The following is a 19802-nucleotide window of genomic DNA, read 5'->3' as shown; positions in this document are numbered from 1 at the left end:
CTTCCAGGGATCACGGGTTGCGGGTGGCCTGGCGGTGCCAGACGAGCACGCGCCGTTCGGCCAGCACGAACAGGGAGTTCACGACGTAGCCGAGGATGCCGAGCAGCGCGATCGCCGCCCACACCCCCGCGCCGTCGAAGCTGCGCTGGGCCTGCAGGAGCTGGTACCCGATGCCGTCGGAGCCGCCGAGCAGCTCGCTGATCACCATCATGATCAACGCCAGCGACAGGCTCAGCCGCAGCCCGGCGAAGATCTTCGGCGAGGCGGCGGGGAGCAGCACCACGCGCACGTACTGCGGCTTGGACAGGTTGAAGACCGTCGCCGTCTCCGTGTAGGTGCGATCCACGGCCCTGACGCCGTCGATGGAGTTGAGCAGCACCGGCCAGATCACGCCGAACACGATCGTCGCGAGCTGGGTGATCAGCACGCCGCTCACGGTCTCGCTCGACAGCCCGGCCATGACCACGAGGAACACCGGGATCAGCAGCGGCGGCGGGAGCGCGCGGCCGAACTCGATCAGCGGGTCCACGAAGTCGGTCGCCGCGCGCGAGCGCCCGAGCAGCATGCCCGCCAGGATCCCGATCAGCGCCGCCAGGACCCAGCCGCCGAACATGCGCCCGAGGCTCGGCAGGATGTTGGCGATCGCGTCGTCGGTGAGGAACACCCGGCTGACAGGGCCGGAGAACCACAGCTCGTACATGCGGGCGACGATCGTCGTGGGCGGCGGGAAATCGGGATCCCCGATCGCCCGCGTGACCAGCTCCCACACGAGGAGCACGGCGGGGATCACCAGGAATCTGGGGAGGTTCTTCACGATTCCGTGGCCCCCGTCCGCATCCGGTGCCAGTGGAAGAGGCGGCGCTCGCCGGCCATCAGCAGCACGTTGGCGAGCACGCCGATGACGCCGGCCCAGAACGTGGCCGCCATCATGAGGTCCGTACGGTTGCCGCTGCCCGCGACCGTCACGAAGACGCCGATCCCGTTGAAGCCGCCGGCCAGCAGCTCGGCGCTGACCGCCAGGACGAGCGCGATGCCCGCGGCGATCCTGACGCCCGTCGCCACGAACGGGGCGGCGCTGGGCAGGCTCACCCTGGTCAGCACGGCCAGCGGGCCGAAGCCGAAGCTGCGCAGCGACTCCTTGGCGAGAGGGTCGACGTCGTGCATGCCGTACAGGGTGTTGATGAGGATCGGCCAGACCGAGGCGTACACGATGACCGAGATCTTCATCAGCTCGTCCACCGGGATCAGCAGGATCGCCAGCGGGATGATCGCCACCGAGGGGATCGGCCGCATGAACTCGAGCAGCGGCCGGACCGCCCGCTCCAGCGGGCTCAGCGCGCCGAGCAGCACGCCCACCGGCACGGCGATGAGGGTCGCGATGAGCAGGCCGAACACCCAGTTCGTGAGGGTCGTGCCGACACCGGCCATGAACTCGGGGTCGGCCGGCAGGCGCACGGCTTCGAGCAGGATGGCCGAGGGGGCGGGGAAGTCGAGCCGGCCGCTGACGCCGAAGCGGATGACCAGCTCTGCCACCACGAGGAACCCCGCGGCGCCGATGGCGCCGCGGAGCAGTCGAGCACCGGTCATCCGCTTGCGGCGGGGGCTGCGATGACCGACTTCACGTCGATCGGGTTCTCCAGGTAGCCGTACTCGAGCATGAGGTCGGCGACCTTCTGCAGGCGGTTGGCGTTGAGCTCACTGGGGTACGCGCCCAGCGTGATCACCGAGGCCGTCTTGGCGTCGATCTTCGTGTACTTCGGCAGCATGGCCTCGATCTCCTTGCGGTCGCTGGAGGCGAGCTGCTGAGCCTTGGCGATGGCCCGCTGGAAGGCGGCCAGCGTCTTCGGGTACTTCGAGGCCCACTCCTCGGTGGCCATCCACCCGGCGATGGGCAGGTCGGCGGTCTGCCCGGTCATCGTGTCGGCCAGCTTGCGGAAGCCGTGCTGGCTCTGGTTCGCCGTGATGAACGGCTCGGTGATCCAGCCCGCGTCGGCCTGGCCGCTGACGATCGCGTTGCCCATCTCGGGGAACGGCTTCTCGACGAACTTGACGTCGGTCTCCGCGAGGCCGGCCACCTTGAGCTGCGAGGTCGTCGCGAGCGTGGCGATGTTCTTGAGGTTGTTGACCAGGACGGTCTTGCCCTTGAGGTCCGCCACCGTCTTGATCGGCGAGTCCTTCGGAACCATGATGTTGAAGGTGTTCGGGGCGGCCTGGTACATGTCCGCGACCAGCTTGATCTTCTTGCCCTGGCTGACCGCCAGGAACGTCGAGACGTAGTTGGTCTGAGAGATGTCGAGCGAGCCGTTCTCGATCGCCGGAATGGCCGCGGCACCACCGGTGATGATCTTCGGGGTGACCGTCAGGCCCTCTTCCTTGAAGAAGCCCTTGGCGTTCGCGATGTACAGGGATACCGGGTCCGGAATGGGGAGCGCCCCGACCGTGATGGTGGTTTTCTCCAAGCCGTTGCTGTTGGCGGAGGTCTCCGGGGTGCCGGAGCTGCCGCAACCGGCAAGGGTGAGAGCGACTGTGACGCCGAGAACAATGGCGTGACAGCGCAGTTTGCGTGTCATCGGGGGGTTCTCCTACCAGGGGGAAGTCTTCTGGAGATCGGCACAGGATGCCGGGCGTGAAGCGTACCGGAGGGGAGATCCGAACGGGAGCGCTATGCCACGTTTATGCCGTTTATCTGCAAAATATGACTGTGCACCGCTATAGATGTAAATAGCGCTATAAGGGGTGTTTGATGGCTGTATGTCCGGATTGACGCGCTGGTTGCGCTCCGTGTCCACGGGTTTGCCACGTGAACAATGTGTGAGTTGGAACGGTTGAAAACCGTCGAGACGTTGGCCTAAGTATGAGGTTTGTGCTCAAATTGGGCCTCGAACTTGCCTGCGATCAATCGTCCGTGTGACGAAGCCGCTGAGACCCCCCTAGAGCAGGCCATGGCGAGAGGTTGCCACCAGTGAGGACAACAACGACCGGCTCCGGTCGTGTTAGCGCTCCGGACGTTCCGGAAGAGTCTGCGGCGGGCGGTGCGGCGCCGCCGCGGCCGCCCCGCTCGGGCAGCTCGTTCGCGCTGCGCAACTGGCGTGTACGTACCCGCCTCATCGCTCTCATCGCCATTCCCACGATCGTGGCCGTGATCCTGGGCGCGCTGCGCGTCACCAGCTCCATCAGCAGCGCGCAGCAGTACCAGCTCATCAGCGACTCGGGAACCCTGGTCGCCCAGATCGGCGAGCTCGCCCGCGACATCGGCATGGAGCGTGACCTGGCAGCCCGCTTCGTCGCCGAGGGCAGGCGCGACGAGACGAAGCTGAAGAGCCAGCAGGGCATCGTGGACGCCAACGTCACCCGCACCCAGGCCCTCGCCAAGACCGTCGAGCCGTCGCTGTCGGACCTGGGCCGCAGGACACTCGACCGGATCCAGGTCCGGCTCAGCCAGCTCGCCTCGCTGCGCCAGACGGTCGTCGGCTCGGAGCTCCCGCCGCTGCCGACCGTGGAGAAGTACTCCGAGACCATCGCCGACATGCTGCAGATCTACGACGAGCTCGGACAGGGCTCCACGGACGAGCAGCTCATCGCGACGTCCTCCGCGCTGCGCGCCATCGCCCGCGCGCAGGAGCAGGCCTCCAAGCAGCGCGCACTTCTGACGATCGCGCTGGTCCGGGGCGAGTTCGAGGAGCCGGAGTTCAACGCCTTCCTCGACGCCCGCTCCCGCCGCGAGAGCGAACGGGCCGCGTTCAACACGGTCGCCACGGCCACGCAGCGCCAGAACTTCGACAACACGGTCGCCAGCCGCAAGATCGGCCTCGCCGAGCTCTACATCAGCCGCGCCGTGCTGCTGAACAACAACGGCCAGTCCCTGCGCCGGCTCGACAACAAGACGGTGAACGACACCAACAGCTGGTTCGACGCCATCTCCGAGACCGTCGACCGGCACCACCAGGTGCAGAAGACGCTGTCGGAGCAGGTGGCCACCCGAAGCGCCGACGTCGCCAGCGCCGACCGGCAGCTCGCCGCGATCAACATCGGCATCGTGATCGCGCTGCTGGTCCTGGTCCTCGCGATCACCGCCCTCATGGCCGGCTCGCTGGTACGCCCGCTGCGCCGCCTGCGCGGCGACGCCCTGAAGATCGCCGGGCACACGCTGCCCGACCTGGTCCGCCAGCTCCGCAACACCGATGTCGACCCCGACCAGCTGCGGGTCCCGCCCATCGAGATCAACTCCAGGGACGAGATCGGTGAAGTCGCCCGGGCCTTCGACGAGGTCCACCGCGAAGCGGTCCGCCTGGCCGGCGAGGAGTCCAAGCTCCGCTCCAACGTCAACGCGATGTTCGTGAACCTGTCGCGGCGCAGCCAGACGCTGGTGGAGCGGCAGATCACCCTGATCGACGGCCTGGAGCAGGGCGAGCAGGACGAGCAGCGGCTGGGTAACCTGTTCAAGCTGGACCACCTGGCCACCCGCATGCGCCGCAACAGCGAGAACCTGCTGGTCCTGGCCGGCCAGGAGCCGCCGCGCCGCTGGAGCCAGCCGGTCAAGCTGGTGGACGTCGCCCGCGCCTCGCTGTCGGAGGTCGAGAACTACGAGCGGGTCGTGCTGGAGGTGCCGGAAGGCGTCTCCATCGCCGGCCAGGCCGTCAACGACGTCATCCACCTGCTCGCCGAGCTGATCGAGAACGCCCTGTCGTTCTCGCCCCGCGAGACCCGCGTCCCCGTCTCCGGCAGCCGGATCGACGGCGGCGGCATCATGCTGTCCATCAGCGACTCCGGCATCGGCATGACCGCGGAGGAGCTGGCCCAGTCCAACGAGCGCCTGACCGACGCGCCCACCGTGGACGTGTCCGTCTCGCGGCGCATGGGCCTGTTCGTGGTCGCCAGGCTGGCGCACCGGCACGGCATCCGCGTCCAGCTCCGCCCGCACGGCTCCGGCGGCCTGACCGCCATGGTGCTCATCCCCGAGTCGCTGCTCGGCGCGCAGGCCGCCCCGGTCAGCACGCCCGCCGCGGGCGGCGCCTCCAGGGAGGCCTTCCACACGCCGCAGCCCGCGGCCGCCAGCCCCTGGCCCGCCTCGTCGTTCCAGCTCGGCCCCGGACATCCGTCGTATCCGTCGTACCCGTCGGAGCCCGTCCCGCAGGGCGGCAACAGCGGCTCCTGGGCGTCGGGCCCGGCCTTCCCCGCCGAGGCAGGCGGCTGGATGTCGGCCGACTCCTCCAACGACGTCTGGGTCAGCTCGCGCGGCCCCATGACCGGCGACAGCGGGTTGCCGCAGCGGGAGAGCGGCCTGCCCCAGCGCGGCGTGCTGCCCGACGAGACCCGCCCGTGGACGCGCGGCCCCGAGCAGCCGCTGCCCGCCAAGGGCGGCTTCAACAGCTTCCCCGAGACCGAGTCGGCCGCGACCGGCCCCATGCCCGCCGTCAAGCCGGCGTCGGCGGGGGACGAGTACCTGCCGATCTTCGCCTCGGTGGAGTCGGCCTGGTTCGACCACAACGCGGCCGAGGCCAACGCCACGTGGAGCTCGGCCAACGCGGACGCGGGCTGGAGCAGGGCGGAGGCCGTCCGCGAGCCGGTCCGCGACGGCGCGACGGCGGCGGGCCTGCCCAAACGGGTGCCCAAGGCCAACCTGGTGCCCGGTTCCGCGGACACCGTCTCGGCGCCCAAGGGCGTCGCACCGATGCCGGCGGTCTCGCCCGAGCGCGTACGCAGCCGGTTGTCGAGCTTCCAGCAAGGCTTCAGAGCCGCGCGTGACGACATCAGCGAGGGCCGGACGTACGGGTCCGGGTCCAGGAGTGACAGTAGGGATGAGGGCGCATGAGCGAGTGCAGTGAGCGGCCAGTCACGTACAGCCGACTGTCGTTCATGCGATCGACGAGGGAGAGCGCATGAACGACCTGAGCCACGCGGCACGTGGGGTGGACTGGTTAATCACCGACTTCGTCAGCACCGTTCCGGGAGTCGCGCACGCCGTGGTCGTCTCCTCCGACGGACTGCCGCTGGCGGCCTCGTCGGGTTTTCCGGCTGATCGGGCGGATCAGCTCGCGGCCATCGCCTCGGGCCTCGTCTCGCTGACGCAGGGCGCCGCCAGGGTGTTCGAAGGCGGTGCGGTCAACCAGACGATCGTGGAGATGCAGCGCGGTCTGATGTTGATCATGTCGATCAGTGATGGTTCGTGCTTGGCGGTGCTGGCGGCGCCGGACTGTGACATGGGTCTGGTGGCGTATCAGATGACGCTGATGGTCGATCGCGCCGGTCAGGTGCTGACTCCGGCTGTGCGCGCCGAGCTGCGTGCCAGCCAGACCAGGTGATGTAGGTGACGAATTCGTGGAACAGCGGCGGCTGGGAGCCCCCGCCCCCGCCCGCCAGCTCTGACCCCGCCTCCCCTGTGCGGCCGTACGCCGTGACAGGCGGGCGGACCGCGCCCAAGGTCAAGCTGGCGATGGAGGCCCTGGTGTCCTCGGCGACCGCCGAGCACCGGGAGTTCTCCCACATCACGCCCGAGTACAAGGCGATCAGCCAGCTCTGCCTGCAGGTCAGATCGGTGGCCGAGGTGTCGGCGCTGCTGCGGATCCCGCTCGGCGTGGTGCGTGTTCTGATCGCGGACATGGCGGCGGAGGGCCTGGTCCGGGTGCATCAACCGCAGCTCGAGGCGGGTAGACCGGACGTCAACCTGCTGGAAAGGGTGCTCAGTGGACTACGCAGGCTCTAGCCCCGGCCTCACGTCGACGAAGATCGTCGTCGCCGGCGGGTTCGGGGTGGGCAAGACGACGTTCGTCGGTGCGGTGTCGGAGATCATGCCGTTGACGACGGAGGCCGTCATGACGGACGCCTCCGCCGGGATCGACGACCTCGGCATGACACCGCTGAAGTCGACCACGACCGTCGCCATGGACTTCGGCCGCGTGTCCCTGGACCGTGACCTGATCCTGTACCTGTTCGGCACCCCCGGGCAGCACCGGTTCTGGTTCATGTGGGACGACCTCGTACGGGGCGCCATCGGCGCGGTCGTCCTCGTGGACACCCGCCGCCTGGCCGACAGCTTCCCGGCCATCGACTACTTCGAGGAGGCGCAGCTCCCGTTCGTGGTGGGCATCAACGGCTGGGACGGCTCCTACCCGCACAGCGACACCGAGGTGCGCGACGCCCTCACCCTGTCGCCGCACATCCCGATGGTCCGGCTCGACGCCCGCAAGAAGGACTCGGTGAAGAACGTCCTGATCCAGCTGGTCGAGCACGCTCTGACCGTCAGGATGGCCGTGCCAGGCTGGAGCGGCTAGCGGAGCGGATAGGCTGGAGTCTTAGACGTACATTCGCTTCGAGGACTGGCCAACCACGTGTTCGAGACGCTTTCCGACCGGCTGACATCGGTCTTCTCCTCCCTCCGATCCAAGGGGCGGCTGTCCGATGCCGACATCGACGCCACCACCCGCGAGATCCGCATCGCCCTGCTAGAGGCCGATGTCGCGCTGCCGGTGGTCAAGGCGTTCGTCGCCCAGGTCAAGGAGCGCGCCCGCGGTTCCGAGGTCTCCCAGGCGCTGAACCCGGCGCAGCAGGTCGTCAAGATCGTCAACGACGAGCTGATCGGGATCCTCGGCGGCGAGACCCGCAGGCTCCGCTTCGCCAAGACGCCGCCGACCGTCATCATGCTGGCGGGTCTCCAGGGCGCGGGCAAGACGACGCTGGCGGGCAAGCTGGCCAGGTGGCTGCGGGAGCAGGGGCACGCGCCCATGCTCGTCGCCGCCGACCTGCAGCGGCCCAACGCCGTCCAGCAACTCCAGGTCGTGGGCGAGCGCGCCCAGGTCGCCGTCTTCGCGCCCGAGCCGGGCAGCGGCGTGGGCGACCCGGTCGCGGTCGCGCGCAGGTCGCTCGACGAGGCCAGGCGCCTCAACCACGACATCGTCATCATCGACACCGCCGGCCGCCTGGGCATCGACCAGGAGATGATGCAGCAGGCCGCCGACATCCGCGACGCGGTCACGCCCGACGAGACCCTGTTCGTGGTCGACGCCATGATCGGCCAGGACGCCGTCACGACGGCGCAGGCGTTCATGGAGGGCGTCGGCTTCGACGGCGTGGTGCTGACCAAGCTCGACGGCGACGCCCGCGGTGGTGCGGCGCTCTCGGTGCGGCACATCACGGGCCGGCCGATCATGTTCGCGTCCACGGGTGAGAAGCTCGAGGACTTCGACGCCTTCCACCCCGACCGGATGGCCTCGCGCATCCTCGACATGGGTGACATCCTCACCCTGATCGAGCAGGCCCAGAAGACGTTCGACGAGGAGCAGGCCGCCAAGATGGCCGGCAAGCTCACGTCGGGCGAGAACTTCACGCTCGAGGACTTCCTCGAGCAGATGATGATGGTCCAGAAGATGGGCCCCATCAAGAACCTGCTCGGCATGATGCCCGGCATGGGGCAGATGCGCGACCAGATCAACTCGATCGACGATCGCGACCTCGACCGCATCGCGGCCATCATCCGCTCGATGACCCCGGCCGAGCGGCAGGACCCCAAGATCATCAACGGCTCGCGCCGCGCCCGCATCGCCGCCGGTTCCGGCGTGACGGTGAGCGCCGTGAGCAACCTCGTCACCCGCTTCTTCGACGCCCAGAAGATGATGAAGCGGATGGCCGGGGGCATGGGCATTCCCGGCATGCCCGGCGGGAAGGGCAAGGCCGGCAAGGCGCAGAAGAAGGCCAAGAAGGGGCGGCGCGTCAGCGGCGACCCGCGCAAGGCCGCGCTGGGCAAGCCGGCGCCGGCCGAGCCGGCCTCCGACGGGCCCAAGCAGGGCGGCGTGCTGGGCAACCTCGGCGGGAAGCTGCCGCCGGGCATGGAGCTTCCGCCCGGCTTCGACCCGTCCAAGCTGCGCCTGCCCGGCCAGAAGTAGGACGTCGGCGGCGGGGTGGCCGGTCCACCCCTTGCCGGACCTTTGCGGTGTGCTGTCGTGACAGGTCGTAGGCAGTGCCGTCGATCTGGCACAATGACATGTTGGAACACCGTGGCCATGCGGGTGCCCTCTCACCTCCCGCCGGACACGCCTGTCCCTGGAGCGTCATCCCGTCGTGCCCCACTCGGCGAGGTGCCGTTCACCCACGCTCGAATGCAGGAGAGACCACACCCGTGGCAGTCAAGATCAAGCTCAAGCGGCTCGGCATGATCCGCAATGCTCAGTACCGTATCGTCGTCGCCGACAGCCGCACCAAGCGTGACGGCCGGGCGATCGAGGAGATCGGCCTGTACCACCCGAAGGAGAACCCTTCGCGCATCGAGGTCAACGCCGAGCGTGCGGCTTACTGGCTGGGTGTCGGCGCGCAGCCGACCGAGCCGGTGCTCAAGCTGCTCAAGCTCACCGGTGACTGGCAGAAGTTCAAGGGCGAGCCCGCTCCGGCCCCGCTGCTGGTGGCCGAGCCCGCGCCCGACCGCCACGCCATCTACGAGGCCGCGGCCAAGGAGGCGCTGTCCGGTGGCGACACCGGCACGGCCGCCACCACGCCGAGGAAGAGCAAGAAGAAGGACGAGGCCGAGGCCGCCGCCGAGACCCCGTCCGAGGGCGAGGCCTGACGTGCTCGAGGAGGCTCTCGAGCACCTCGTTAAGGGCATCGTCGAACATCCCGACGATGTCCGGGTCCGCGCACGCCGCATCCGCAGCGGGCGCGTCCTGGAGGTCCGGGTGCACCCCGAGGACCTGGGCAAGGTCATCGGACGCGGCGGGCGCACCGCCAAGGCGCTGCGCACGGTCGTGAACGCCCTGGCCGACGGGAAGTACGTGCGGGTCGATCTGCTCGATCTGCACGAAGCAGTCCGTTAGCGTCAGGTTTTGTGCGCCCTCATCGGTCTCGTTCCGATGGGGGCGCTCCGCGTTGAGACAGAAAGCAGGTTCACGTGCAGCTGGTCGTCGGCCGGATAGGCCGCCCGCACGGGGTACGCGGTGACGTGACCGTGGAGGTGCGCACCGACGATCCCGAGCTGCGCTTCGCCGCCGGCAAGCCGATCGCGACCGACCCCGCCGACCGGGGGCCGCTCGTCGTCGCCGGGCGCCGGTGGCACAAGGGCGTGCTGCTGGTGACCTTCGAGGGGGTCACCGACCGCGACGCCGCCGAGGAGCTGCGCGGCACCATGCTGGTGATCGACTCCGCCGAGGTCACGCCGTCCGACGACCCCGACGAGTTCCACGACCACCAGCTCATCGGGCTGAGCGTGCAGACCGTCGCGGGCGAGCCGGTCGGGGAGGTGGAGGACGTGCTCCACCACGGCCAGGACCTGCTCGTGGTGCGGCGGAAGGGCCAGGAGGACGCGCTCATCCCGTTCGTCAGGGAGCTGGTGCCCGAGGTCGACCTGGAGGCGGGCCGGCTGGTCGTCGATCCTCCGGAAGGGCTGCTGTGATGCGGCTCGACATCATCTCGATCTTCCCCGAGTACTTCGCGCCGCTCGACGTCTCGCTGATCGGCAAGGCCCGCGAGCGCGGCACGCTCGACGTACGGCTGCATCAGCTGCGCGAGTGGGCCCACGACGTGCACAAGACCGTGGACGACACCCCCTACGGCGGTGGTCCCGGCATGGTCATGAAGCCCGAGGTGTGGGGCGAGGCCATCGACACCGTCGCCGAGGGCGGATCGCCGCGGATCATCGTGCCGACGCCGAGCGGGCGGCCGTTCGACCAGGAGCTCGCGCAGGAGCTGGCGGAGGAGCCGTGGCTGCTGTTCGCGTGCGGCCGCTACGAGGGCATCGACTCCAGGGTGATGCAGGAGTACTCGTCGCGGATGCGCGTGGACGAGGTCAGCATCGGCGACTACGTGCTGGCCGGCGGCGAGGTGGCGGTGCTGGTCATGGTCGAGGCGATCGGCAGGCTGCTGCCGGGCGTGCTGGGCAACGCCCAGTCGGCCGTGGACGACTCGTTCGCGCCCGGGTCGATGCGGAACCTGGTCGAGGGGCCCGTCTACACCAAGCCGCCCGTGTGGCGCGGGCACGAGGTGCCTGCCGTGCTGCTGTCCGGACATCACGGAAATGTCGCCCGCTGGCGGCGTGACGAGGCGATCCGGCGCACCGTACGGAACCGGCCCGAGCTGGCGGCGGCGCTCGACCCCGAGACGCTCGACAAGCACGACAGGAAGCTGCTCGAAGAGCTCTCGTTTCGCCTCCGGCCGGAAGATGTGGCAAACTGAATCGCTGCCAACCGTCTAGCGGTTGGTCCGTCATGCCCGGGAAACGGTCCCGGGCACATCAAACCAGCAAGCGTGTCCGCCGCGAGCTCCGGCCGGGTGGACCTCCGCGTGCTCGCGAGGACTTGAGGACAGCTCTCATGCACACGAAGATCCAGGAGCTCGAGAAGGCGACCCTGCGCGGCGACGTGCCGGCGTTCCGCCCCGGTGACACGCTCGAGGTTCACGTCCGCGTCGTCGAAGGCAACCGCTCCCGCATCCAGGTCTTCAAGGGCTTCGTGCTGCGCCGCCAGGGCAGCGGTGCCCGCGAGACCTTCACGGTCCGCAAGGTCAGCTACGGTGTCGGCGTCGAGCGTACCTTCCCGGTGCACAGCCCGGTCATCGAGAAGATCGTGCTCGTGACCCGCGGTGACGTGCGTCGCGCCAAGCTCTACTACATGCGCGACCTGCGCGGCAAGGCCGCCCGCATCCGCGAGAAGCGCGAGACGGCCGCCGCGAAGTAACCAGGTGGACTTTCGATGGCCCGCGCGTCGCGCGGGCCATTCGGCTTTACAGGGCCGTTTCCTTTATGTGGAGCGACTCGTGCACGGTGTAACGTCGGTCGAGGCTTGTCGGGCCGAAGCATCATCTAGGCTCGTCAGCGATGACTAGCGAAAGCCAGGAGCACGGCGCGGCGCGCCGCCCTGTCGAGGACGAGGTGGACGTGGTCGCCGAAGAGACTCAGAAGCCTGCCAAGGGCGAAAAACCAGAGAAGAAGGGGTCGTTCTGGAAAGAACTCCCCGTACTCATCGTCGTAGCCCTGGCGCTGGCCCTGCTCATCAAGACGTTCGTGGTCCAGGCGTTCTACATTCCGTCGGAATCGATGGAGAACACCCTGCTCACGAATGACAGGGTCCTGGTCAACAAGCTCGTCTACCACACTCGTGACATCGAGCGCGGCGACGTGGTGGTCTTCTCGGGCGTCGACTCCTGGGACGGCGAGTTCCAGATGGAGGAGCCGGCCAACGTGGTCGAGGGCTTCTTCCGCTGGGTCGGCACGGCCTTCGGCATCATCCCCGGCGAGAAGGACTACATCAAGCGCGTCATCGGCGTCGGCGGCGACCACGTCAAGTGCTGCGACTCCAAGGGGCGCATCACGGTCAACGGCACCCCCATCGACGAGGAGAGCTATCTCTACCCGGGTGACAGGCCCTCCGACGAGTTCTTCGACATCACGGTGCCGCCGGAGCGGCTGTGGGTCATGGGCGACCACCGCTCGGTCTCGCTCGACTCCCGCTCGCACACCGGTGACCCGGGTGGCGGCTCCATCCCCGAAGGCCAGGTCATCGGGCGGGCCTTCGTGATCGTCTGGCCGTTCAACAGGTTCGACACGATCGACATCCCTGACACGTTCGCCCAGCCCGCCCTGCAGGCGCTGGGCGGGTCGGTGCCGCTGGTCGCCGGGTTCGGCATGGCCGTACCCTTGGTGCTGGTCCGTCGACGCCTGCGGAGGAGGCGCTGATGGCCGACACCGAAAAGGCGGAGGGCGTGGGGAAACAGAAGAAGAAGGGCGGCTTCCGCGAGACCGTCCTGCTGCTCGTCATGGGCGTCGGCATCGCGCTGCTGCTTCAGGCGTTCGTGGTCGGTTCGTTCTACATCCCCTCGGTATCGATGGAGAACACCCTGCTGGTCAACGACAGGGTCTTCGTCAACAAGCTGGCGGGCAAGCCCGAGCGTGGCGACATCGTGGTCTTCAAGGGCTGGAACGGCGAGGACACGATCAAGCGGGTCATCGGCATCGGCGGCGACAAGGTGGTGTGCTGCGACAAGCAGCACCGCCTCTCGGTCAACGGTACGGTGCTGGACGAGCAGTCCTACCTCTACCCGGACGATTTCGCTTCCGGCGATGACTTCGACGTCACCGTGCCCGCCGGGAAGCTGTGGCTGATGGGCGACCACCGCAGCGCCTCGGCCGACTCCCGGGCCCACATGGAGGAGCCGGGAGGCGGCTTCATCTCGGAGGACGACGTGATCGGCAAGGCCGTGCTGCGCTACTGGCCGCTGTCGCGGGGCTATCTCTTCTCCCGTCCCGACATTTTCGACAAGGTCAAGTAGAGCCGACTTCCAGTCGCGGTATGCGGCGAATGGGGCGTACGCTTCCTGTGTCATGACAGTTGCGTTCCGCCCTCGACCGAGCGTCGTCCGGCGCGATTCCGGACTCTACGCCTATGAGCGGGCGCTGGCCCGCCGCGGCCTCACCCCCATAGCGGGCGTCGACGAGGCCGGTCGCGGCGCGTGTGCCGGCCCCCTGGTGGTCGCGGCCGTCGTCCTGCGCAAGCAGATCGACGGCCTGGGCGACTCGAAACTGCTGACCCCGCAGGTGCGCGAGCGCCTGCACGGGCAGATCATGCGTTTCTCACATGTGGGCATAGTGATCATCCCACCGGGGGAGATCGACGCCAAAGGTCTGCACAAGTGCAACGTCTCGGGAATGCGGCGAGCCGTCGCGCAGTTGCCCTGTGACCCGGAGTACATCCTGACGGACGGCTTCCCGGTCCCGGGGCTCCCGGCGCCGTCGCTGGCCGTGTGGAAGGGGGACCAGGTGGCCGCGTGCGTGGCGGCCGCGTCGATCGTGGCCAAGGTGACCAGGGACCGGTTGATGGTCGCACTCGACGAGCGCTACCCGCAGTACGGCTTCGCCGAACACAAGGGGTATGTCACACCAGGACACCGGCTGGCGCTGGAAACGCACGGTCCGTGTCCTGATCACCGTTACTCCTTCGTCACGGTGGCGAGGGAGATGGGTGAAAATGAAATGGGGGCCGGGGTTGCCTGAGCAGGCGAACCGGGGGACCGGTACGACAGGAGGACCGCGATGAGCGCAGAGGATCTCGAAAAGTACGAAACCGAGATGGAGCTGCAGCTTTACCGCGAATACCGTGATGTCGTCGGTTTGTTCACGTACGTGGTGGAGACTGAGCGGCGGTTCTATCTGACCAACTCGGTCGATCTGGACGTGCGTACCGCCGAGAACGGCGACGTCTTCTTCGATGTGAAGATGCAGGACGCGTGGGTTTGGGATATGTATCGGCCGGCGCGGTTCGTTAAGAACGTGCGGGTGGTCACGTTCAAGGATGTGAACGTGGAGGAGCTGGCCAAGGCGGATCTGGAGATGCCCAAGGAAGGGTTCTCCGGGTAGGGGGCTCGGGGGTGGGGTTCCTGGGATGTGAGGTAGGGCGGGCGTAGGCGTCCGCCGCATCACTCAGTCCAGCCCGAGTGTCGCCGTACTTGTCGGCGTTGGGGTTCGTCTGCGCGTGTGCTTGCTGGTTGTGTCTGCGCGTGCGTCTGCTGGCGCCGGCCTGTGCTTGCCCGTGCAGGCCCGCGCATGGCCATCCCAGCCTGGACCGGCACCCATCCAGGGCCTTGGAGCAGGCCCATCCCCGGCGTGCTGCCGCTGTGGCCGACACTTCCCATGTCTGTGAAGTTGCTGCTTCGCCCGTGCCGCTCGCGCCCGTGCCGTCCGCTCCCAGCGCGCGCCTGCGTTCCAGCGCGCGCCCACGCTTGTGCCGTTCGAGCCCAGCGCCGGCCCCAAGCGCCCGCCCGCGCCCAGCGCGCGCTCGCTTCCGTACCGCTCGCGCTCAGCGCCCGCTCGCGCCCGTTCCCTCGCGCCCATGCTGGTCGTTGTCAGGCCGTATGCCACCACAGCGCGTCCAGGCGCCCGCCCAGTCCAACCCCCAGCACCAACCCCCTGACCACCCACCCAACCACCTCCCGGCCCGCGACCATGGGCAACCCAGTCGGTTTATCCACAACCCCCTGCCACTCCACACCCCCCAATCCACAGAACCCCGTTCGGCCCTCCACCACCACCCCACCTCCGCGAAGGTGATCCCCGGAACCCGCACCGCACCGGACCCGACACGACGGAGGTGGCACATGGCCAAGGAAAGCAAACTCGAACTCGGCAAACGCGGCGAACAAGCAGCCGTGACCTACCTGGAGGCCGAGGGCATGAGGGTGGTCGAACGCAACTGGCGCTGCCGCCACGGCGAGATCGACATCATCGCGGAAGACGGCCCCACCCTCGTCGTGGTAGAGGTCAAAACCCGATCAAGCAGATCCCACGGCTCAGCCTTGGAGTCCGTCAGCCCCGCCAAACTGGCCAGACTACGCATGCTCGCCGCCAAATGGCTGTCCACGCAGCCGCGCTCGTTCGAGGCCGTGCGCGTGGACGTGATCGCCCTGGAGCGCTTCGCCGGAGATTTCGCCCTCCGCCACGTACGGGGGGCGATCTAGATGGCCGTGGCCCGCACGCGCAGCGTCGCCCTGGTGGGAGTCGCGGGCCGCACGGTCGAGGTCGAGGCCGACGTGGGAAACGGCCTGGCCGGCATCCACCTCATCGGCCTGCCCGACACAGCGCTCAGCGAGGCCCGCGACCGCGTCAGATCGGCGATGGTCAACAGCAACTACCCCTGGCCGGACGCCCGCATCATCGTCAGCCTCTTCCCGGCCAGCCTGCCGAAACGTGGCTCCCAGTTCGATCTCGCGATAGCCGTGGCGATCCTGGGCGCGGCGGGCGTGGTCCCGGCCGAGCGCATCGCGGAGCCGTTCTTCCTGGGAGAGCTGGGCCTCGACGGCCGCATCAGGGCCGTACGCGGCGTGCTCCCCTCCGTCCTGGGCGCGGCCAAACACGGTGACGTCACAGTCGTGGTCCCCTCCGCGAACTCCGCCGAGGCCGTCCTCGTGCCTGACGTGAAGGTGATCCCGGTGGCGGACCTGCGCCAGCTCGTCGAGTGGTTGCGCAAGGGTGACGATCCGCCCCAGCCCGAGGTCGAGGAGTACGTGGAGCCGCCCAAGACCACCAGCGCCCCCGGCGTCGACCTGGCGGACGTCGTCGGTCAGCCGGTCGCCCGCCGAGCCCTCGCGGTCTGCGCGGCAGGCGGCCACAACCTGTGGATGCTGGGCCCGCCGGGCACGGGCAAGACCATGCTGGCCGAACGCCTCCCCACCCTCCTGCCGGACCTGGAGCTCGACCACGCCCTGGAGGTCACCGCCATCCACTCGGTCGCGGGCGTCCTGCCGTCCAACGCGCCGATGATGAGCCGCCCTCCGTTCGTCAGCCCGCATCACACGGCGACCGCCGCCGCGATCATCGGTGGCGGCAGTACGATCGTCCGCCCCGGAGCCGTCTCCCTGGCCCACCGGGGGGTTCTGTTCATGGACGAGGCCCCGGAGTTCCCCCGGCATGTCCTGGACGCGCTGAGACAGCCCTTGGAGTCCGGCCGCGTGACGGTGTCGAGGTCTGCGGGCTCGGTGACGTTCCCGGCCAGGTTCATGCTCGTCCTGGCGGCCAACCCCTGCCCCTGCGCCCAGGCGGAAGAGCAGGCAGAGACCTGCAAATGCTCTCCCACGATCAGACGCCGCTACCTGGGCCGCCTCTCCGGCCCGCTCCTCGACCGCATCGACATGAAGGTCACCGTCGCCCGTTCGTCGCGCCGCGAGCTGCTGGCCGACCGCCAGTTCGTGGAATCCAGCAAGACGGTGGCCGAACGTGTTCTGGTGGCCCGCGAACGAGCCGCCAAGCGCCTGGCGGGCACGCAGTGGCGTTTCAACGCCGAGATCCCCTCCTCCGTCCTCCACGCCGACTACCGCCCTTCCGACGAGGCCATGCGCCCGATGACGGCCTGTCTGGACGCGGGCACCCTCACCGCCCGCGGCCTCGACCGCGTCGTCCGAGTGGCCTGGACCCTCGCCGACCTGGCCGACAAGGACACCCCCGGACAGGACGAGACCAACACGGCCCTCAGCTTCTGGCTCGGCGTCAGCTGACCCACCCCTCGGAAGGCTCCCTTGACCAGGAGAACCTCCCTGACCACCCCGCCCCACCGAGTACGTGATCACCGTTCTCGGCACGACCCGCCACCGACCCTCCCGGGAGAACTTCCTTGACCACCACGCCTTCCTCATCCGCAGGATCCAGCGGCCCCTCCATCACCGCCATGACCTGCGCCGATGAACCCTCGAAGTCCCTCCTTCGCAACGCCTCACCACGAGCGTCCGCGTCCGCGACGGCGGCGGTTACGACGACGACGGCGTTCCCATCGGAGCCCGTGAGCAGAGCAGGACCCGAGGCTCGAGAGGCGCCCATGCACGGTCAGACCGATCAACGTCCCCCGAACGCGAAGATGGTGGGGTCTGGCAGACAGCTGAACCCGACCCCCCAAGCAGCAGCGGAGCGGGAAGCCGAAGCGAGGGCCGCACTCATGCGAGCCGCCGACGTCGGCGACGTCACGATGGGCAGCCTCGTGGCCGAGTACGGTGCCGCACAGGCGGTGGAGGCCATCCGCTCCCGCACCCTCCCTCCGGAGTTCGTGGCCAAACAAGCGAGGTACGAGCGCCCGCCCAACCTCACCGCCTGCCTGAACGCCTGGTACACCCGCCTGGCAACCGCCAACCCCGCAGCAGACCTCGAAGCCGGCCACAGAACCGGCGCCAGACTGATCATCCCCGGCACCCCCGAATGGCCCACCCAGCTCGACCAGCTAGGCCGCAGCCGCCCCCTCGGCCTGTGGGCGCACGGTACCGCCGACCTCCGCTTCTCCTGTCTCAAATCCGTGGCGGTGGTCGGAGCCAGAGCCGCCACCTCGTACGGCTCGCACATCGCGGCGGAGTTCGGCGTCGGCCTGAGCGAGGCAGGATGGACCGTCGTGTCGGGTGGCGCGTTCGGCGTGGACGGGGCGGCCCACAAGGGTGCGCTGGCCGCCGACGCCCCCACGGTCGTAGTCCTGGCCTGCGGAGTCGACGTCTGCTATCCGAGCGCCCACGAGCCCCTGTTCGCCGAGATCAGGGAGAAGGGCGTCCTCATCAGCGAGTGCCCGCCCGGCGTACACCCGACCAGAGCCCGCTTTCTCATCCGCAACCGGCTGATCGCCGCCCTGTCACAAGGGACGGTGGTGGTGGAAGCCGCACTCCGCAGCGGCGCCCTGAACACGGCCACCCACGCCCTGTCCCTCAACAGACACCTGGGAGCGGTCCCGGGCCCCATCACGTCCGCGATGTCGGCCGGCTGCCACAGACTCCTCCGAGAACGCAAGGCCGTCTGCATCACCTCACCAGAAGACATGATCGACCTCGTAGGCGTACTGGGCGACGACCTCGCCCCGCAGCTCCGCGCCCCAGCCGTCCCCCGGGACAAACTCAACGAGCCGACCAGAAGAGTCCTGGACGCCGTCCCGTCCAGAGGCGGCGCCGGCCCAGCCTCGATCGCGGTGGCAGCCGGCATGAGCCTGGACGTGACCCTCAGCGCACTGGGCGGCCTGGCGGCCGCCGGCTACATCGAACGCGTCTCGAACGGCTGGCGCCTCCGCAAACAGACGGCCTCGTACCGCAAGGCCCCCGACTCCACAGCCCTGGAACCCCCACCCACCCCAGAACCAGACCCCACCCAAATCCCCCCACCCCCGGACGACCTCTCAGGCCCAGAAGACATACCTCCTGCCCCACGACCGTCAATCCCTCCTCAAGCCCCCTTCCGCGCACACCCGCGGCACGAAGCCGACACCTGACGCGTACGCGGCAGCACGTACTGTCGGCACCAGAACGCCAGAACGCGAGAGCGGGCAAGCGCCAGAACGCCAGGACGCGGGAACGCCAGGACGCTAGAGCTGGAGAACGCGAGGGCGGGCAAGCGCGAGAACGCCAGGACGCGGGAACGCCAGGACGCGGGAACGCCAGGGCGCTAGAGCTGGAGAACGCGAGGGCGGGCAAGCGCGAGAACGCCAGGGTGCGAGAACGCCAGGGCGCGAGGGCGGGCAAGCGCGAGAACGCCAGGGCGCAGGAAAGCGCGAGGGCAGGGGAGCGGGAGAACGGCGCGGATGCTCACGCGTGCACAGCACGTGCGAGAGGCCGCTGTCAGCGGCGCGCACGGCCACTGGGGCAGCCCCACCAAGGCCATCATGCGCACCGCCGGCGCTGCCGACACCCAGGTGCGCGGCGTCCCCATCGGCAAGGGTGAGTCGGTGCGAGGTCTTGTGCCGTGGCTCGGCTCGTGTTGGCGCGCATGGCGACGTCAGCACCTTGGAATCGATCCAGAGAAAGTAGGAGTCACCGGTGCACGATCCGCCTCGCGATCACCAGCCCTCAAGCCAAACTGTTGTCCGCGGCCATCGTTCTGCTCTCCTCGGTTTCAACATAGGCCCTCCAAGGATCAAGCGATGGCCGTCACCATGCCTACGGAGCCCGCCTGGTGGCTGGGGCCGCGATTCGTTACCTCGGCCTGCGAGCGCAACCACTCCCGCAGTCGGCCGCCGTGCGCATGCCACCGATGGATGGACGGGCAGGGCGTCTGGCCGCCCCCGCCCCGTCGGGGTGACGTCCCGTCGGGTGGGTCCCCATCCCCCGGACCACGGTGGTGCAGCCTGGTCGGCTGCCCGCGACTGGGGCGGCGCCTAGCCCTCCCACCCAAGGTCCGGCCGCCCTCCGGCATCCCGCTCATCGCGTCCGCGTTGAGGTCGGGCAGCGTCGGCCGCTCACGCAGGTCGCCGTTGCCTGCGTCGGCCGCTCACCCACGTCGCAGTTGCCCGCAGTGGCCACTAACGCACCACTGAAGTTTCCTGGCCAGCCGGCCCGAACCACCCCCACGCGGACACCATTGCCATGGCAGCTACATCGGC

Annotated in this window: 20 protein-coding genes; 17 read left to right on the top strand and 3 right to left on the bottom strand. The window is 68.8% G+C overall.

Annotation, left to right across the window (positions count from 1 at the left end; translation table 11 throughout):
* Nucleotides 1-10: 10 nt before the first annotated feature.
* From HD593_RS47515 to HD593_RS47505, 3 genes are read right to left on the bottom strand one after another with little or no spacing between them, the layout of a single operon-like run.
* The gene (locus HD593_RS47515; RefSeq protein WP_185109471.1) at nt 11-814 is read right to left on the bottom strand and encodes an ABC transporter permease; all 804 of its coding nucleotides are present in this window, start codon (nt 812-814) and stop codon (nt 11-13) included.
* A complete protein-coding gene (locus tag HD593_RS47510) occupies nt 811-1587 on the bottom strand; it encodes an ABC transporter permease (RefSeq protein ID WP_185109470.1) in 777 nt (258 codons plus the stop codon). Before HD593_RS47510 ends, HD593_RS47515 begins: the two co-directional genes overlap by 4 nt.
* Nucleotides 1584-2570, bottom strand: coding sequence for an ABC transporter substrate-binding protein (locus HD593_RS47505; RefSeq protein WP_246547114.1), 987 nt, complete (start codon nt 2568-2570; stop codon nt 1584-1586). Before HD593_RS47505 ends, HD593_RS47510 begins: the two co-directional genes overlap by 4 nt.
* Nucleotides 2571-2962: 392 nt before the next feature.
* On the opposite strand from HD593_RS47505, the gene HD593_RS47500 reads away from it, so the two are divergent.
* The 17 genes from HD593_RS47500 (at nt 2963) to dprA (ending at nt 18695) form a co-directional block, all read left to right on the top strand.
* On the top strand, nt 2963-5812 hold the full coding sequence (locus HD593_RS47500; RefSeq protein ID WP_185109469.1) for a sensor histidine kinase: 2850 nt from the start codon (nt 2963-2965) through the stop codon (nt 5810-5812).
* 67 nt (nt 5813-5879) lie between these two features.
* Nucleotides 5880-6302, top strand: a complete 423-nt coding sequence (locus tag HD593_RS47495) for a roadblock/LC7 domain-containing protein (protein ID WP_020546542.1) — start codon at nt 5880-5882, stop codon at nt 6300-6302.
* Between the two features lie 5 nt (nt 6303-6307).
* A complete protein-coding gene (locus tag HD593_RS47490; protein WP_253749827.1) occupies nt 6308-6703 on the top strand; it encodes a DUF742 domain-containing protein in 396 nt (131 codons plus the stop codon).
* Nucleotides 6684-7271 carry a GTP-binding protein gene (locus HD593_RS47485; RefSeq protein ID WP_080042343.1) on the top strand — a complete coding sequence of 196 codons (588 nt, stop codon included), beginning with the start codon at nt 6684-6686 and terminating at the stop codon, nt 7269-7271. The genes HD593_RS47490 and HD593_RS47485 overlap by 20 nt, the downstream gene beginning before the upstream one ends.
* A 57-nt stretch (nt 7272-7328) precedes the next feature.
* Entirely contained in the window at nt 7329-8879 is a 1551-nt protein-coding gene (gene ffh / locus HD593_RS47480; RefSeq protein ID WP_185109468.1) for a signal recognition particle protein, read from the top strand.
* Between the two features lie 233 nt (nt 8880-9112).
* On the top strand, nt 9113-9553 hold the full coding sequence (gene rpsP, locus HD593_RS47475) for a 30S ribosomal protein S16 (RefSeq protein WP_185109467.1): 441 nt from the start codon (nt 9113-9115) through the stop codon (nt 9551-9553).
* Between the two features lies 1 nt (nt 9554).
* Entirely contained in the window at nt 9555-9800 is a 246-nt protein-coding gene (locus HD593_RS47470; protein WP_043634919.1) for an RNA-binding protein, read from the top strand.
* A 74-nt stretch (nt 9801-9874) separates the two neighbouring features.
* A complete protein-coding gene (gene rimM / locus HD593_RS47465) occupies nt 9875-10375 on the top strand; it encodes a ribosome maturation factor RimM (RefSeq protein WP_185109466.1) in 501 nt (166 codons plus the stop codon).
* Nucleotides 10375-11154, top strand: coding sequence for a tRNA (guanosine(37)-N1)-methyltransferase TrmD (trmD, locus tag HD593_RS47460; RefSeq protein ID WP_185109465.1), 780 nt, complete (start codon nt 10375-10377; stop codon nt 11152-11154). Before rimM ends, trmD begins: the two co-directional genes overlap by 1 nt.
* A gap of 137 nt (nt 11155-11291) precedes the next feature.
* Nucleotides 11292-11654 (top strand): 50S ribosomal protein L19, encoded by a 363-nt coding sequence (gene rplS / locus HD593_RS47455; protein WP_185109464.1) that lies wholly within the window; start codon nt 11292-11294, stop codon nt 11652-11654.
* Nucleotides 11655-11794: 140 nt separating this feature from the next.
* A complete protein-coding gene (gene lepB / locus HD593_RS47450; RefSeq protein ID WP_185109463.1) occupies nt 11795-12652 on the top strand; it encodes a signal peptidase I in 858 nt (285 codons plus the stop codon).
* Complete coding sequence (lepB, locus tag HD593_RS47445; protein WP_185109462.1) at nt 12652-13245, top strand: signal peptidase I; 594 nt, start codon at nt 12652-12654, stop codon at nt 13243-13245. The genes lepB (HD593_RS47450) and lepB (HD593_RS47445) overlap by 1 nt, the downstream gene beginning before the upstream one ends.
* A gap of 52 nt (nt 13246-13297) precedes the next feature.
* Nucleotides 13298-13966 carry a ribonuclease HII gene (locus tag HD593_RS47440; RefSeq protein ID WP_185109461.1) on the top strand — a complete coding sequence of 223 codons (669 nt, stop codon included), beginning with the start codon at nt 13298-13300 and terminating at the stop codon, nt 13964-13966.
* Nucleotides 13967-14005: 39 nt separating this feature from the next.
* The gene (locus HD593_RS47435; protein ID WP_026215037.1) at nt 14006-14329 is read left to right on the top strand and encodes a DUF2469 domain-containing protein; all 324 of its coding nucleotides are present in this window, start codon (nt 14006-14008) and stop codon (nt 14327-14329) included.
* Nucleotides 14330-15066: 737 nt separating this feature from the next.
* Entirely contained in the window at nt 15067-15426 is a 360-nt protein-coding gene (locus HD593_RS47430) for a YraN family protein (protein ID WP_185109460.1), read from the top strand.
* A complete protein-coding gene (locus HD593_RS47425; RefSeq protein ID WP_185109459.1) occupies nt 15427-16959 on the top strand; it encodes a YifB family Mg chelatase-like AAA ATPase in 1533 nt (510 codons plus the stop codon).
* 434 nt (nt 16960-17393) lie between these two features.
* Nucleotides 17394-18695: a DNA-processing protein DprA gene (gene dprA / locus HD593_RS47420; protein WP_312904250.1), complete on the top strand. Its 1302-nt coding sequence runs from the start codon at nt 17394-17396 to the stop codon at nt 18693-18695.
* Nucleotides 18696-19802: the final 1107 nt, after the last annotated feature.

This window comes from Nonomuraea rubra (assembly GCF_014207985.1).
Lineage (GTDB): Bacteria > Actinomycetota > Actinomycetes > Streptosporangiales > Streptosporangiaceae > Nonomuraea > Nonomuraea rubra.
This window is presented reverse-complemented; position numbering and strand designations above follow the sequence as displayed.